This window comes from Palleronia marisminoris, assembly GCF_900172315.1.
Taxonomy (GTDB): Bacteria; Pseudomonadota; Alphaproteobacteria; order Rhodobacterales; family Rhodobacteraceae; genus Palleronia; species Palleronia marisminoris.
Genome location: NZ_FWFV01000002.1, coordinates 59,381 through 73,073 on the forward strand (window position 1 = coordinate 59,381; position 13,693 = coordinate 73,073).

9 protein-coding genes are annotated in these 13,693 nt (G+C 66.4%); 4 read left to right on the forward strand and 5 right to left on the reverse strand.

The window, feature by feature from the left end:
* Positions 1-12 precede the first annotated feature (12 nt).
* From PAM7066_RS03925 to PAM7066_RS03940, 4 genes are read right to left on the reverse strand one after another with little or no spacing between them, the layout of a single operon-like run.
* Positions 13-1,803, reverse strand: coding sequence for a peptidoglycan D,D-transpeptidase FtsI family protein (locus PAM7066_RS03925; protein WP_085852849.1), 1,791 nt, complete (start codon positions 1,801-1,803; stop codon positions 13-15).
* A complete protein-coding gene (gene ftsL / locus PAM7066_RS03930; RefSeq protein WP_085852850.1) occupies positions 1,803-2,141 on the reverse strand; it encodes a cell division protein FtsL in 339 nt (112 codons plus the stop codon). The genes PAM7066_RS03925 and ftsL overlap by 1 nt, the downstream gene beginning before the upstream one ends.
* On the reverse strand, positions 2,142-3,110 hold the full coding sequence (gene rsmH / locus PAM7066_RS03935) for a 16S rRNA (cytosine(1402)-N(4))-methyltransferase RsmH (RefSeq protein ID WP_085852851.1): 969 nt from the start codon (positions 3,108-3,110) through the stop codon (positions 2,142-2,144).
* Positions 3,111-3,113: 3 nt separating this feature from the next.
* Positions 3,114-3,620 (reverse strand): division/cell wall cluster transcriptional repressor MraZ, encoded by a 507-nt coding sequence (locus PAM7066_RS03940; protein ID WP_245749605.1) that lies wholly within the window; start codon positions 3,618-3,620, stop codon positions 3,114-3,116.
* Positions 3,621-4,454: 834 nt separating this feature from the next.
* On the opposite strand from PAM7066_RS03940, the gene PAM7066_RS03945 reads away from it, so the two are divergent.
* Positions 4,455-4,664, forward strand: coding sequence for a DUF1127 domain-containing protein (locus PAM7066_RS03945; RefSeq protein WP_085852853.1), 210 nt, complete (start codon positions 4,455-4,457; stop codon positions 4,662-4,664).
* A 596-nt stretch (positions 4,665-5,260) separates the two neighbouring features.
* On the opposite strand, the gene PAM7066_RS03950 is transcribed toward PAM7066_RS03945, so the two are convergent.
* Complete coding sequence (locus tag PAM7066_RS03950; protein WP_085852854.1) at positions 5,261-7,657, reverse strand: ATP-dependent helicase; 2,397 nt, start codon at positions 7,655-7,657, stop codon at positions 5,261-5,263.
* A 104-nt stretch (positions 7,658-7,761) separates the two neighbouring features.
* Here PAM7066_RS03950 and PAM7066_RS03955 point away from each other — a divergent pair, with 104 nt between their 5' ends.
* The 3 genes from PAM7066_RS03955 (at position 7,762) to PAM7066_RS03965 (ending at position 13,682) form a co-directional block, all read left to right on the forward strand.
* Positions 7,762-8,928, forward strand: coding sequence for an alpha-hydroxy acid oxidase (locus PAM7066_RS03955; RefSeq protein WP_245749596.1), 1,167 nt, complete (start codon positions 7,762-7,764; stop codon positions 8,926-8,928).
* A 69-nt stretch (positions 8,929-8,997) separates the two neighbouring features.
* Complete coding sequence (locus PAM7066_RS03960) at positions 8,998-12,447, forward strand: pyruvate carboxylase (RefSeq protein ID WP_085852856.1); 3,450 nt, start codon at positions 8,998-9,000, stop codon at positions 12,445-12,447.
* Positions 12,448-12,647: 200 nt separating this feature from the next.
* The gene (locus tag PAM7066_RS03965; protein WP_085852857.1) at positions 12,648-13,682 is read left to right on the forward strand and encodes an NADP-dependent oxidoreductase; all 1,035 of its coding nucleotides are present in this window, start codon (positions 12,648-12,650) and stop codon (positions 13,680-13,682) included.
* Positions 13,683-13,693 lie beyond the last annotated feature (11 nt).

Genomic DNA, 13,693 nt, shown 5'->3' on the forward strand with positions numbered 1-13,693 from the left:
GTCGGCCCCCCTTCAGTTCGAGGCGGGTATTAGCGCGGATGTCTCGATGGGTTCAATGATTGGCCTGAGGCCCAGAAGCGGGGCCGTCCGCCGGATGATCTCGGCCGAGACGGGAACGGCCGTCCAGCCCGCGGTGCGGCGCGGTTCCGAGCCCGAATTGTCCGAGGCCTCGTCCAGCGACACGACCAGCACGTATTTCGGGTCCGAGGCCGGGAAGACGCTGGCGAAGGTGTTGATGTTCTTGTCCTGGTGATAGCCCCGGCCATTCTCGAGCGGCTTGTTCGCGGTGCCGGTCTTGCCTCCGACCTCGTAGCCCGGAACGGCGCCGAAGCTGGCCGTGCCGCGCAGCACGACCTGGCGCAGCATCTCGGCCGACGCCCTGGAGACCTCGGGCCGGACGAGGCGGGGTCCGGGTTCGACGCGGTCGCGCTTCAGCAGCGTCGGCGTCACCTTGGTGCCACCGTTCAGCAGTGACGAATAGGCTGTTGCCAAGTGCAACGGCGACGCCGCGAATCCGTGACCGTAAGAGGCGGTGATCGTCACGATCTCGGACCAGTTCGACGGCACGAGCGGCTTGGCATAGGGCGCTTCGACCAGCTCGACCGGGGACGGGTCGAAGACGCCGAAGCTGCGCAGGAACTCCTGCTGGCGCGCGCCGCCGATCTCGAGCGCAATGTTTCCGGTCCCGACGTTCGAGCTTTTGACGATCACGTCGGTGGCCGACAGGAGGGGGCCGTAATTCTTGCGCTCGAACTCGTGGATCGTGTGACGGCCCCACCGCAGCGGAGCGTCGGCGTCGACCATGGTGTCCGGCGTGACGAGGCCCAACTCCATCGCCTGCGCGACGGCAAGGATCTTGAAGGTCGAGCCAAGCTCGTAGACCCCCTGCACCGCCCGGTTGAAGAGTGGACTGTCCCCCGCGTCGCCCGTCGTCAAAGGGCGGGGGCGGTCGTTCGGATCGAAGTCGGGCAGCGAGACCATCGACACGATCTCGCCGGTATGGATATCCATCAAGACGCCGGCCGCGCCCTTGGCGTTCATCAGGCGCATCCCGCCGTAAAGCACCTCGCGCATGGCCGATTGCACGCTCACGTCGATGGACAGCGCCAACGGCTCTCCTGCCCGCGCCGGGTCGCGCAGCTCGGCATCCATCGCGCGTTCGATGCCGGCGACGCCAACGACCTCGGCCGAAGAGACACCCTCCTTGTCGAATCGCGCGCCGCCCAGAATATGCGCGGCCAGCTTGCCGTTCGGATAAAGGCGCATCTCGCGCGGGCCGAAGAGAAGGCCGGGATCGCCGATATCGTGAACGGCCTGGCGCTGCTCGGGGCTGACCTGCTTCTTGATCCACAGGAACTTCCGCTTGCCGGTGAAATCCTCGTAGAGCTCTTTTTCGTCCAGATCGGGGAAGATCGCCGCCAGTTCGTGCGCGGCGCGCGCCTTGTCGGTCATATGCGGCGGCTGGGCGTAGAGCGCATAGGTCGCCAGGTTCGTCGCCAGCGTCCGGCCGTGGCGGTCGACGATGTCGGCGCGCTGCGGAACGGCTGACGAGCCCGCGACCTGGCTTCGGGGCTCGGTCGGTTCGGCCACGGCCATCATGCCCATCCGAACGCCGACCACCGCAAAGGCGCAGAGGAAGAAGGCCGCCATCAGGACCAGCCGCCCCTCGGCCTGCCGTCGGGACTTGTCACGCATCTCGTCGTGGCGGCGGCGGCGATTCTCGCGCTCGATCACGTCCGGGTTCTCGCCCCGCTGCCGGGCTTCGATGACGCGGGCGAGCGGGCGCAGGGGGGTGCGGGTCATCAGGGAAGCTCTCCCATCAGGGGAATGATCTCGACGATGTCTTCCAGGTCGGGCGTGGGATAGGGGATCTGGTCCACGCCGGCGTAGTGGAAGGGTTGCAGCGGCAGCAGGGCCAGACGCTCGAAGTTGAGGTCGACGAGGCCGCGCAGACGTTCGGGCCGGTTCAGGTAAGCCCACTCGGCCTTCAGGATCGCAAGCGTCTCGCGCTCGGCCCCGATGCGGCGCTGCAGGTCGTTCACCCGGGAAAGCGATTCCTGGGTCTCGTAATTCTCGGAATAGGCCCAGAAGGCGAGGGCCATGACGGCAAGGCCCGGCAGCACAAACAGGATCGTCCGCATCTACAACACTCCGGGATCGAACTTGGGCAACCCGAGCGCCTTGCGGTCGCTGGGACCGGCCGGGGCGTCGGTGCGGCGCGCGATCCTCAGACGCGCCGAACGTGCGCGCGGATTCTGATCCACTTCGCGGTGATCCGCGACAATGCCCTTGGAGAGATCCGTGAACCGTGGCGTCTCTGCATCGGGGGCCGGGGCATAGCGGTTGCCGCCACCCCCCTTGCTGGACCGCGATTGCAGGAACCGTTTGACCACCCGATCCTCGAGCGAGTGGAAGCTGACCACCGCCAGCCAGCCGCCGGGCTTCAGCGCACGCTCGGCCGCCTCGAGCCCGAGGGCGAGCTGCCCGAACTCGTCGTTCACGGCTATGCGCAGGCCCTGGAAGGTGCGTGTGGCGGGATTGCTCTGTCCCGGCTTGGGGCGCGGCAGGACGCGCTGGACGATCCCGGCGAGCTGCCCGGTGGTCACGATGCGACTGATCGCGCGCGCCTCGACGATGGCCTGCGCGATGCGGCGCGAGGCGCGGTCTTCGCCGTAATGGTAAATGATGTCGGCCAGCACGCCCTCGGGCGCATCGTTGACGACGTCGGCCGCCGTCATCCCCTCGTCACCCATCCGCATGTCGAGCGGCCCGTCGCGCATGAACGAGAACCCCCGCTCGGCCTGGTCGAGCTGCATGGATGACACCCCGAGATCCAGCACAACCCCGTCGGCCGGCGCCCCCGCCAGCGTGTCGAGGTCCGAGAACGTCCCCTGCACGAGATGAAGCGCCTCGCCATACTCATCCGCCCATTCGGCGGCCATGGCGAAAACGGTCGGATCGCGGTCGATGCCGACGACGGCGTCAGCGCCGGCGGCCAGCAGCCCGCGCGCATAGCCCCCTGCCCCGAACGTGCCGTCGATCCAGAGACCTTGGATCGGCGCGCATTCAGCTATGATCGAGGATAGAAGAACCGGGATGTGCGGCGCCATGGATCACTCCTCGTCGTCTTCGTCACCATCGAGGTAGTCCATCGGATCCCGGTCGGGATCGTAGTCGATCGCCGGGTCTGCGGGCGGCCGTTCGGTCGCCGTCGCGTGAGCGTCGGGCTTCCAGAGGCGGAAGCTGTCGCCGCGCCCGGCGAAGACCACGGTATCGTTCGCGGAGATCCCCAGCTTGTCGCGCCCGCGAGCCGGAAGGACGATACGACCCGTATCGTCGAGGACGAGCTGCTGCGACTTCTCGTAGATTGCCTCCTCGAGCTGATTGCGGCGGGGATCGGACTTGGGCATCCGCCGGATCTGCTTTGTGATCTTCTTGAGCCGCGCGAGGGTCATCCCCTCGAGGTAGGGCGTCCGCTCGTCGCCGAAGACCAGAAGGAAGGTTGCGGGGGTGCCTGGCTCGCGGTCCTGGTGGCCTTGGTCGATCACTTTCCGGAAGTCGGCAGGAATGGAGAGACGCGCCTTGGCGTCGATCTTGTTCTCGTGTTGGCCGATGAACACGTCGAACAAAAAGGCTTCTCCTTGACCGACCAGCCGACACGTGATTCAGCTGATTCTGTGGACAGATTTCCCGCGACGGAAAACGGCGACCCGAACTGCTGCCACGGTTCGGATCGCCGTCAATCCCGTTTACCGGGTTCGTCCGATAGCGCGCGCCACCTGGGGGGATGTCTGCTCGCTCGCGCACCGGATCTTATTGTCGAAGTGACCGCGTAGTTTTTTGTTTTGAGCTGCCTGTATGAAGCCTGCCATCTTTGCTTTGACGTTCGGGTCTTCGTCGCCCGTTTCGCCTACCGCCCTTCGATGGGTTAGGTATTCCATGGGAATTCATGGGCGACAACCACAAATCTCGCTCGCCTGCGCCACCGGCTGGGAAAGTATGGCCTAGACCACACAGTCTCGTGATTCTTTCGTGTTTGATCTGGAATATGTGGTCTCTCCCCGGATCTCGAACACCACATGTGGTTGGAAAAATTTCCGACCCGAATGTGGCGCAAATGAGGCCCCGCCCGACTGAACGCCGTGATCAGGGCCGCCACACGCACGGCTCGAGGCGCTTCAGAAGCGGTTTCCCCCGAATCCCGCGGCAGGTCCCATGATTTCCCAATAAGCGGGGTGCTTCCGATTCCCCCACCCTTGGCGCGCGAAGGCCGCGTCCCGCAGATCAGACCGGAGACCTGACCTCATGAGGGGATGCGGGTGCAGTTAGCGGTCGCGGGGCATTGCGCGTGCTGCATAGCGGCATTGACGATGCCCCAGATTGTGCACTCGCAGCAAACGGCTATTTAGGGGTCAACGCCGGCGACGACGATGCCAACAAGAGGCCAGAATAGAATGACACTGTCGAACATCCTTCACGTTCCCTTCGCAGAGAACCGTTTCGATGCGTTCCGCCAGGAAATGCGTGCCCGTTACGGCGCCTGGAAGGTGTACCGCCAGACCCGCGACGAACTCGGCGCCCTCTCGGACCGCGAGCTCAACGACCTGGGCCTGCATCGCTCCGGCATCCGTGCCGTGGCTCTCGAAGCGGCCTACGGCAACTGATTTCCGATTTCGGGCCGGGCGGACCTCCTCCCCCGCGCGTCCCGAACTAGCGGCGGCACCGACCTCCTCCCCGGTGCCGCCGCCCCAAGAACAAGATTGCGAGCGCCTACCTCCTCCCGGGCGTGAGCATTCGGCGGCGACGTCCACCTCCTCCCGGACGTCGCCGCCACACGTGACATACGAGCACCCACCTCCTCCCGGGCGCCTCGTATTCGGCGACGACACCGACCTCCTCCCCGGTGTCGTCGCCACAGATTACGCAGCGCCGACCTCCTCCCCGGTGCTGTGTTTCAGGCGGCGATACCTACCTCCTCCCGGGTATCGCCGCCGAACCTGACATACGGGCGCCGACCTCCTCCCCGGTGCACGTATCTGGCGGCGGCGCTCACCTCCTCCCGAGCGCTGCCGCCACAACCGGATGCGTAACGCCTACCTCCTCCCGGGCGTACGTATAGAGCGGCGACATTCACCTCCTCCCGAATGTCGCCGCTACAAGATCAGCATACGCGCGCCGACCTCCTCCCCGGCGCACGTCAATGGCGGCGATGCCCACCTCCTCCCGGGCATCGCCGCTTTTGTCTTTCAGACCCTGAAAATCAGAACGGGACGTCGCCTGCCTGCGCGGCCTCGACCAGGAAGCGGCCCAGGAGCTTCTTGGAGCCCGCCTTGTCGAAGGCGACGTCGATCTTGTCCCCCTCGAACGCCGTCACGGTGCCGTAGCCGAACTTCTGGTGGAACACCCGGTCGCCCTCCGCAAAGGCCGAGATCGCCTCGGCATCCACGACCATGTTGCGCTGCTCGCGCGGCTGGCTCATCGGGCGGCTCTGGCTGCGCGCCTGCATCCGCCGCCACCCCGGAGAGTTGTAGACATCCGCCCGGCTCGCCTTGTCATGCAGGTCCGACTGCTGGCTCGCCATGATCTGCGGCGAGGCGCTCGCCGCCATGCCGGCCGCACCGTAGCCGCCGCCATAGAGGCCCGGCGGCGTCAGAACCTCGACATGCGCCTCGGGCAACTCGTCGATGAAGCGCGAGGGCAGCGCCGATTGCCACTGTCCGTAGACGCGCCGGTTCGCCGCGAACGAGATCGTGCAGACCTCTTCGGCGCGGGTGATGCCGACATAGGCAAGGCGGCGCTCTTCCTCGAGGCCCTTGAGCCCCGATTCGTCCATCGACCGCTGCGAGGGGAACAGCCCATCCTCCCACCCCGGCAGGAAGACGGCGGGAAACTCGAGCCCCTTCGCCGCGTGAAGCGTCATGATCGAGACCTTGGCCCCCTCGGCCTCGCTCTCGTTGTCCATGATGAGCGCGACGTGTTCGAGGAAGCCCTGAAGGTTCTCGAACCCTTCCAGCGCCTTCACCAGTTCCTTGAGGTTCTCGAGCCGCCCCGGCGCGTCCGGGTCCTTCGCGTCCTGCCACATCGCGGTGTAGCCGGACTCGTCCAGAAGCGCCTCGGCCAGGGCGATATGATCGCCGTCGGGGTCGCGGACAGCGTCGTGCCACCGGGCGATGCCGTCAACCAGCACGCGCAATTCGGCCCCGCCCTTGCCGCCGAGCCCCTTGTCCTGCAGCAGGATCCGCGCGCCGTCGACAAGGCTGACGCCGTTGTCCCGCGCGGCGAGCTGGATTTTCTGCTGCGCCTTGTCGCCGAGGCCGCGCTTGGGCGTGTTCACGATCCGCTCGAAGGCGAGGTCGTCGTCGGGCGAGACGGCGAGGCGGAAATAGGCCATCGCGTCGCGAATCTCCATCCGCTCGTAGAAGCGGGGGCCACCGATGACGCGGTAGGGCAGCCCGATGGTCAGGAAGCGGTCCTCGAACGTGCGCATCTGGTGCGAGGCACGCACGAGGATGGCCATCTCGTCCAGGCTCATGGGCCGTAGCCCCCGCGTGCCCGCGGACATCGATTCGATCTCTTCGCCGACCCAGCGGGCCTCTTCGTCGCCGTCCCAGTGGCCGATCAGCCGGACCTTCTCGCCCTGCTCTTCCGCCGTCCACAGCGTCTTGCCGAGACGCCCCTTGTTGGCGTCGATGACACCGCTCGCGGCGGCCAGGATGTGCGGGGTCGAGCGGTAATTCTGCTCGAGCCGCACGACCTTGGCGCCGGGGAAGTCGGTCTCGAACCGCAGGATGTTGCCAACCTCGGCACCGCGCCAGCCGTAGATCGATTGGTCGTCATCGCCCACGCAGCAGATGTTCTTGTGCCCCTGCGCAAGTAGCCGAAGCCACAGGTACTGCGCGACGTTCGTGTCCTGGTACTCGTCCACCAGGATGTAGCGGAACCTGTTTTGATAACGCAGCAGCACGAACGGGTGCTCTTGGAAGATCGTTACCATGTGCAGCAACAGGTCGCCGAAATCGACAGCGTTCAGCTCTATCAAGCGGCGCTGGTAGTAGTCATAAAGTTCTGACCCACGGTGGTCGAATTCACTCGCCTCGCTGGCCGGAACCTTCGCAGGCTTCAGAGCGCGGTTCTTCCAACTGTCGATCAACCCCAGTAGCATCCGGGGCGGCCAGCGCTTTTCATCGATGTTCTCGGCAACGATGAGCTGCTTCAACAGCCGCAACTGGTCGTCTGTGTCGAGGATCGTAAAGCTATCCTTGAGGCCCACCAGCTCGGCGTTCTCGCGAAGAAGCCTGGCGCAGATTGCGTGGAAGGTACCCATCCAACGAACTGGTTCCCGTTGGTTGAAGGGAGTCTTTTCCAGCCGGCTCTTCATCTCCCGTGCCGCCTTGTTAGTGAAGGTCACAGCGAGAATCTGATTTGCACTCGCGCGGCCTGTCTTCTGTAGGTGCGCGATTCGCGCCATCAGCGCCTTCGTCTTGCCTGTTCCCGCTCCGGCCAGGATCAACAGTGGGCCGTTGAGTGTCTCAACCGCCTCGCGCTGCGCGGAATTCAGGTCATCCAAATAGCGGTCAGGCTGCGCGCGCGCGGCGGCGGCGCGCTGCGACAGGCTGACCGCGTTCTCGAAGGCGTTGTCTTCGTCGTAACTCGTCATGCCTCACCATACCGCGCCGGAGCCTCCGATCACAAGCGCCATGTTCCCTACTTGTTCCTGTCCGGCAGCCATTGTTTATCATACTCGCCTTCGGAGACCGACCCATGAGCAGGTCTGGAGGCGTGCGCGGCGAGCCGCTAGAAGACGCCATGGATCTCGACGACCGCGCCCCCTCTCTCGCCGATCTCTCTGCCATCGCCCGCCGGCGAGTGCCGCGCTTCGTGTGGGAGTATCTCGACAGTGCGACCGGCGACGAGACGTCCAAGCGCGGGAACACGGCAGCACTCGACGCGGTCAGGCTGGTGCCGCGCGTGCTGTCGCCGGTCGAGGCCGACCTGACCACGAAGGTGCTTGGGCACGATTGGGCTCTGCCGGTCGGGATGGCGCCTGTGGGCATGTCGGGGCTGGTCTGGCCCGGTGCCGAATCGGCGCTGGCGGGGGCGGCCCATCGGGCCGGCATCCCCTATTGCCTGTCGACCGTCGCCTCGGCCACGCCGGAAGAGATCGGCCCCCTGACCGGCGGGCGCGGGTGGTTCCAGCTCTACCCGCCCCGCGATTCGGGCATAAGGCGCGACATGCTGGCCCGCGCCCGGGACTCAGGGTTCGAGACGCTGATCCTGACCGCCGATGTCGGCACCCCCTCGCGCCGCGAGCGGCAACGGCGCGCGCGCCTGTCGAACCCGATGCGCCTGACGCCGTGGATCGTGGCGCAGGCGGCCCTTTGCCCCGCCTGGTCGATCGCGACGCTGCGAGCAGGCGTTCCACGGCTGAAGACGCTCGAGCCCTATGTTCGGAACGCGCCCGGCGGGACCACGGGGCATATCGGCTATCAACTGCGCGTCTCGCCCGACCGCGCCTATCTCGAGGCGCTGCGCGCAGAGTGGGACGGCCCCCTCGTCGTCAAGGGGGTCCTACATCCGGCGGACGCCCAGGCGCTGGACGGGGTGGCGGACGCGGTCTGGGTCTCGAACCACGGGGGCCGCCAGTTCGAGGCTGCACCCGCCGCCGCCACCGTCCTGCCCGCGATCCGCGATGCCCTGCCGGACATGCCGCTGATCGCCGATGGAGGCGTCCGGTCGGGGACGGACGTGTTGCGGCTGATCGCGCTGGGGGCCGACATGGTGATGCTGGGGCGCGCGTTTCACCACGGGTACGCCGCGTTCGGACAAGCGGGGATCGACCACGCGATCCATGTCCTGCGCGAAGGGCTGATCGCGGATATGGGGCAGCTGGCCATCGCGTCCCCGGCCGAAGCGAAAGCGCGCCTCTAGCCTTCATGGACAGTGCGGCGGACGCGCACTATCGTTTCGCTGCAACTGCGAAATGAAGGCCTTTCGATCATGACCGATTTCAAGAAGATCCTCATCGCCAACCGCGGCGAGATTGCCATCCGGGTGATGCGTGCGGCAAACGAGATGGGGAAACGCACGGTCGCGATCTACGCGGACGAGGACAAGATGTCCCTCCACCGGTTCAAGGCCGACGAGGCCTACCGCATCGGCGAAGGGATGGGACCCGTCCAGGCGTATCTGTCCATCGAAGAGATCATCCGCGTCGCTCGGGAATGCGGCGCCGACGCGATCCACCCGGGCTACGGCCTGCTGTCCGAGAACCCCGATTTCGTCGATGCCTGCCGCGAGGCCGGGATCACCTTCATCGGCCCCAAGGCCGAAACGATGCGCAAGCTGGGCGACAAGGCCTCGGCCCGGCGCGTCGCGATCGAGGCCGGGGTGCCGGTCGTCCCCGCCTCCGAGGTGCTGACGGGCGACATGGACGAGGCGCGCGCCTGGGCCGAGGAAATCGGCTATCCGCTGATGCTCAAGGCGTCCTGGGGCGGCGGCGGGCGCGGGATGCGCGCGATCCTCGGCCCGGACGAGCTTGAGGACAAGGTGCGCGAGGGCCGGCGCGAGGCGGAAGCCGCGTTCGGCAACGGCGAGGGCTACCTCGAGCGGATGATCAAGCGCGCGCGCCATGTCGAGGTTCAGATCCTCGGCGACAGTCGCGGCAACATCTACCACCTGTGGGAGCGTGACTGCTCGGTCCAGCGGCGCAACCAGAAGGTCGTGGAGCGCGCCCCTGCCCCCTACCTCAGCAGCGCGCAACGCGAGCGGATCTGCAACCTCGGCAAGAAGATCGCCGAGCATGTGGGATACGAGTGCGCCGGCACCATCGAGTTCCTGATGGATATGGACACGGGCGAGTTCTACTTCATCGAGGTGAACCCCCGCGTCCAGGTCGAGCATACCGTGACCGAGGAAGTCACCGGCATCGACATCGTCCGCGCCCAGATCCTGATCGCCGAGGGCAAGTCGCTGATGGATGCGACGGGCACCGCCTCGCAATACGATGTCGAGCTGTCGGGCCACGCGATCCAGTGCCGCATCACCTCAGAGGACCCGACCAACAACTTCATCCCCGATTATGGCCGCATCACGGCCTATCGCGGCGCCACCGGCATGGGCATCCGCCTCGACGGTGGCACCGCCTATTCGGGCGCGGTCATCACCCGTTACTACGACAGCCTGCTGGAAAAGGTCACCGCCTGGGCCCCCACCCCCGAGGCCGCGATTGCGCGGATGGACCGGGCCCTGCGCGAGTTCCGCATCCGCGGCGTCAGCACGAATATCGACTTCGTCATCAACCTTCTGCGCCACCCGACCTTCCTGTCGAACGAGTATCACACCAAGTTCATTGACCAGACGCCCGAACTCTTCGACTTCGCCCCCCGCCGCGACCGGGCGACGAAGCTTCTGAACTACGTCGCCGACATCACGGTGAACGGCCATCCCGAGACCGAGGGCCGCGCCCTGCCCCCGGCCGAGGCCAAGACCCCAGTTCCGCCCCGCAAGAAGACTGACGGGCCCGCGTCCGGGACGCGTCAGATCCTCGACGATTTCGGACCGCAGGCGGTGGCCGACTGGCTGGCCGACCAGCCGCAACTGCTGATCACCGACACCACCATGCGCGACGGGCACCAGTCGCTTCTGGCCACCCGGATGCGCGGGATCGACATGATCCGCGTTGCACCGACCTATGCCCACAACCTGCCCGAGCTGTTCTCGCTTGAATGTTGGGGGGGTGCCACCTTCGACGTGGCCTACCGCTTCCTGCAGGAATCGCCGTGGGAGCGCCTGCGCGGCATCCGCGAGCGCGTGCCCAACATCATGACGCAGATGCTGCTGCGGGGCTCGAACGGGGTCGGCTACACGAACTATCCCGACAACGTGGTGCAGGGCTTCGTCAAGCAGGCCGCGATCAGCGGGATCGACGTGTTCCGCGTGTTCGACAGCCTCAACTGGGTCGAGAACATGCGCGTCGCCATGGACGCCGTGATCGAGCAGAACAAGGTCTGCGAAGGCACCGTCTGCTATACCGGCGACCTGCGCGACCCGAACCGCGCGAAATACGACCTCGACTACTATGTCCGCACCGCGAAGGAGCTGAAGGCCGCCGGCGCGCATATCCTCGGCGTCAAGGACATGGCCGGCCTGATGAAGCCGGGCGCCGCGCGCATCCTCTTCAAGGCGCTGAAGGAAGAGGTCGGGCTGCCGATCCACTTCCACACCCACGACACCGCCGGCATCGCCGCGGGCACGATCCTCGCCGCCTCGGATGCCGGGGTCGATGCCGTCGATTGCGCCATGGACTCGCTGTCGGGCAACACCTCTCAGGCGACGCTGGGCACCGTGGTCGAGGCATTGGCCGGATCCGAACGCGACACCGGCCTCGACATCGAGGCGATCCGCGAGATCTCGAACTACTGGGAGGGCGTGCGCAACCACTACGCCGCGTTCGAATCCGGCATGCAGGCCCCCGCATCCGAGGTCTACCTGCACGAGATGCCGGGCGGGCAGTTCACCAACCTCAAGACCCAGGCGCGTTCCATGGGGCTCGAGGATCGCTGGCACGAGGTCGCGCATACCTATGCGCAGGTGAACCAGATGTTCGGCGACATCGTGAAGGTCACGCCGTCGTCCAAGGTCGTGGGCGACATGGCCCTGATGATGGTCGCACAGGGCCTGACGCGCGAGCAGGTCGAGGACCCGACGACCGACGTCACCTTCCCCGACTCGGTGGTCGACATGATGCGCGGTTCGCTCGGCCATCCGCCGGGGGGGTGGCCCGAGGCGATCCAAAAGAAGATCCTCAAGGGCGAAAAGCCGCTGGAGGATCGCCCCGGCAAGCACCTGAAGCCCGTGGACATCGAACTCGCGCGCGCCGAGGCCTCCCATAAATGCGGCGGGGTCGAGATCGACGACGAGGATCTCTTCGGCTACCTCATGTATCCCAAGGTGTTCGTGGATTACCGCAAGCGCCACGAGGAGTACGGCCCGGTAAACACCCTGCCCACGCCCACCTTCTTCTACGGGATGGAGCCGGGGCAGGAGATCTCGGCCGAGATCGACCCGGGCAAGACGCTCGAAATCCGCTGCCAGGCTTTGGGAGAGATCGCCGAGGACGGCCTCGTCCGCGTCTTCTTCGAGTTGAACGGCCAGCCTCGCGTCGCCCGCGTCCCGAACCGCAAGCTCGGCGGCAGCGCCGCAGCCAAACCCAAGGCCGAAATCGGCAACCCGGCCCATGTCGGCGCCCCGATGCCCGGCGTCGTGGCCTCGATCGCCATCGAGGCGGGCAAGACCGTCAAGCAGGGCGACATGCTGCTGACGATCGAGGCGATGAAGATGGAAACCGGCCTCCACGCCGACCGCGACGGAGTGATCAAGGCGGTCCATGTCACGCCGGGGGCGCAGATCGACGCCAAGGATCTGCTGGTGGAATACGAAAGCGAGTGACCCTTCGCACAGGGCCCCCCAATCCGCTGCGCGGCGTGGAGACTTCACGCTCGGCACCAAATAGAATCCGGGGCTGAGCGACCCGTTCCGCGCGAACAGGGCGCTTTGCCTGATGCCCCAGGCCCGCCTCTCGCCGACGCGCCGTCATCCTAGACGCAGGTCCCCGCCACCCCACCTACGGAGAGAAAGGAGGGCCACCCATGACCCAAGCCACCAGCATCCACCTCGCCGCCCGCCCCGAAGGAGAACCGACCGAGGACAACTTCCGCACCCAGACGCGCGACCTGCCCGACCCCGCCGAGGGCGAGGTACAGGTCCGCGTGATCTGGCTGTCGCTCGACCCCTACATGCGCGGCCGGATGGATGCCGGGCCATCGTACGCCGACCCGGTCGAGATCGGCGGCGTGATGACCGGTCAGACGGTGGGAGAGGTCATCGCCTCGAACGCCGAAGGATTCACCAAGGGCGACATCGTCACCGGCTTCACCGGCTGGGTATCGCACGCCAATACCAAGGCGGCGGGCCTGCGCAAGATCGACCCTTCACGCGCCCCGATCCAGTCGGCGCTGGGGGTTCTGGGGATGCCGGGCATGACCGCCTGGACCGGTATTTCGGAACTGATCGGCGCGAAGGAGGGCGAGACGGTCGTGATCTCGGCCGCGACGGGCGCCGTGGGCTCGGTCGCCGGACAGATCGCCAAGGCGCGCGGCTGCCGCGTGATCGGCGTCGCCGGTGGCGCCGAAAAGTGCCGCTACGCCGAGGACGAGCTTGGCTACGAATCCTGCATCGACCACCACGCCCATGAAGACGGCAAGGCCATGGCCGAGGCGCTGAAAGCCGCCGCCCCCGACGGTGTGGATGGCTATTTCGAGAATGTCGGCGGCAAGACGCTGGTGGGCGTCCTGAACAACATGAACACCTTCGGCCGCGTCGCGCTGTGCGGGATGGTCGCTTGGTACAACGGCAAGAACATGGACCAGTCCATGCCGCTGCCCGCAGCCTGGGGGACGATCCTGAAGAACCGCCTGACCGTGCGCGGCTTCATCGTGGCCGACCACTGGGACCGCTTCGACGCCTTCCTGTCCGAGGTCGCACCGAAGATCGCCGACGGCACGATCCGCTACCGCGAGGACGTGACCGAGGGGCTGGAGAACGCGCCGGCGACCTTCCTGTCGATGCTCAACGGCGGCAATTTCGGCAAGACCCTGATCCGCGTCGGCCCCGACGCCGATTGACCTCGATCAAG

What these genes read in the sequence shown, in the direction of transcription:
- PAM7066_RS03925 (WP_085852849.1), bottom strand. Translation starts at nt 1,803, where the DNA reads ATGACCCGCACCCCCCTGCGCCCGCTCGCCCGCGTCATCGAAGCCCGG.
- ftsL (WP_085852850.1), bottom strand. Translation starts at nt 2,141, where the DNA reads ATGCGGACGATCCTGTTTGTGCTGCCGGGCCTTGCCGTCATGGCCCTC.
- rsmH (WP_085852851.1), bottom strand. Translation starts at nt 3,110, where the DNA reads ATGGCGCCGCACATCCCGGTTCTTCTATCCTCGATCATAGCTGAATGC.
- PAM7066_RS03945 (WP_085852853.1), top strand. Translation starts at nt 4,455, where the DNA reads ATGACACTGTCGAACATCCTTCACGTTCCCTTCGCAGAGAACCGTTTC.
- PAM7066_RS03950 (WP_085852854.1), bottom strand. Translation starts at nt 7,657, where the DNA reads ATGACGAGTTACGACGAAGACAACGCCTTCGAGAACGCGGTCAGCCTG.
- PAM7066_RS03955 (WP_245749596.1), top strand. Translation starts at nt 7,762, where the DNA reads ATGAGCAGGTCTGGAGGCGTGCGCGGCGAGCCGCTAGAAGACGCCATG.
- PAM7066_RS03960 (WP_085852856.1), top strand. Translation starts at nt 8,998, where the DNA reads ATGACCGATTTCAAGAAGATCCTCATCGCCAACCGCGGCGAGATTGCC.
- PAM7066_RS03965 (WP_085852857.1), top strand. Translation starts at nt 12,648, where the DNA reads ATGACCCAAGCCACCAGCATCCACCTCGCCGCCCGCCCCGAAGGAGAA.